This is a genomic window from Burkholderia sp. AU44665 (genome assembly GCF_030504405.1).
GTDB classification, from domain to species: Bacteria; Pseudomonadota; Gammaproteobacteria; order Burkholderiales; family Burkholderiaceae; genus Burkholderia; species Burkholderia semiarida.
On record NZ_JAUJRI010000046.1, the window covers coordinates 1 to 1,357 of the forward strand.

Here is a 1,357-nt window from a genome sequence, read left to right on the forward strand (position 1 = left end):
GAGCCTATCCGAATCTTTGTGTGTGAGGCATAAACTGGCGACCAAGGAGCCACTTTATGCCACGCAAACGCAAGGAAGAAGTGACGATTGAACCGGGCAAGGGCTTGAATCTGGACCCGGAGTTGATCAAGCAACTGGTGCCCGGGACGCTGGACCGGGCGACGATCAATGAGCAACTGGCCGCGCTCAAGAAGGCGATCTTCGAGCGTGCGCTGGGCGGCGAACTGACCCATCATCTCGGTTACGGGAAGGGTGAAACCAAGCCGGCGAGTAGCACGAACCACCGCAACGGCACCAGCCGCAAGCGCATCACGACCGACGATGACCTGCTCGACGTCGAGATTCCGCGCGACCGCGAGGGCACCTTCGATCCGGTGCTGATCGCCAAGGGCGAGCGACGCTTCACCGGCTTCGACGACAAGATCATCGCGATGTACGCACGCGGCATGAGCGTGCGGGAGATTCAGGGTTTCCTGCTGGAGATGTACGGCATCGAGGTGTCGCCGGACTTCATCAGCACGGTGACCGATGCCGTGATCGACGAAGTGCGCGAATGGCAGCAGCGGCCGCTCGAGCCGATGTACCCGGTCGTGTTCTTCGACGCCTTGCGAGTCAAGATCCGCGACGAAGGCGTCGTGCGCAACAAGGCGATCTACCTGGCGCTGGGCGTGCGCCGCGACGGCACACGTGACGTGCTGGGCCTTTGGATCGAGCAGACCGAGGGGGCCAAGTTCTGGCTGCGGGTGGTGAACGACCTGAAGCTGCGCGGCGTGCAGGACATCCTGATCGCCGTGGTCGACGGCTTGAAGGGCTTCCCGGAAGCGATCAACACGGTGTTTCCGGAAACGACGGTGCAGACCTGCATCGTGCATCTGATCCGGAACTCGCTGGACTTCGCCAGCTGGAAAGACAGGAAATCGGTCGCGGCGGCGCTCAAGGAGGTCTACCGGGCACCGAGCGCCGAAGCCGCCGCCGTGGCACTGGATACGTTCGATACGAGCCCATGGGGTACGAAATACCCTCCGATTGCCGCGCTCTGGCGCCGGGCCTGGGATCAGGTGATTCCGTTCTATGCCTTCGCGCCCGACATCCGGAAAATCGTATATACGACCAACGCGATCGAGTCGCTGCACATGCAGCTTCGGAAGATCATCAAGGCGCGCGGCCACTTCCCGTCGGACGAGGCCGCGCTCAAGCTGATCTGGCTGGCGTTGCGCAACGTCGTGGCCAAGTGGACCGGTTCCCGGCACGATTGGAAGAGCGCCATGACTCAGTTCGCGCTGCTTTACCCGGAACGATTCAACATTGGAGTCTGAATCTCAACCCGCCTCACACACGGAATTCCGGATACCTCCCA

General features: G+C 61.8%; 1 protein-coding gene. It reads left to right on the forward strand.

Features of this window, described 5'->3' with window-relative positions:
• The first annotated feature begins 56 nt into the window (after positions 1–56).
• Positions 57–1,316, forward strand: a complete 1,260-nt coding sequence (locus QZM15_RS33860) for an IS256 family transposase (RefSeq protein ID WP_302108026.1) — start codon at positions 57–59, stop codon at positions 1,314–1,316.
• Positions 1,317–1,357: the final 41 nt, after the last annotated feature.

Coding starts and splice junctions, on each gene's coding strand:
- QZM15_RS33860 (WP_302108026.1), top strand. CDS start 57: ATGCCACGCAAACGCAAGGAAGAAGTGACGATTGAACCGGGCAAGGGC.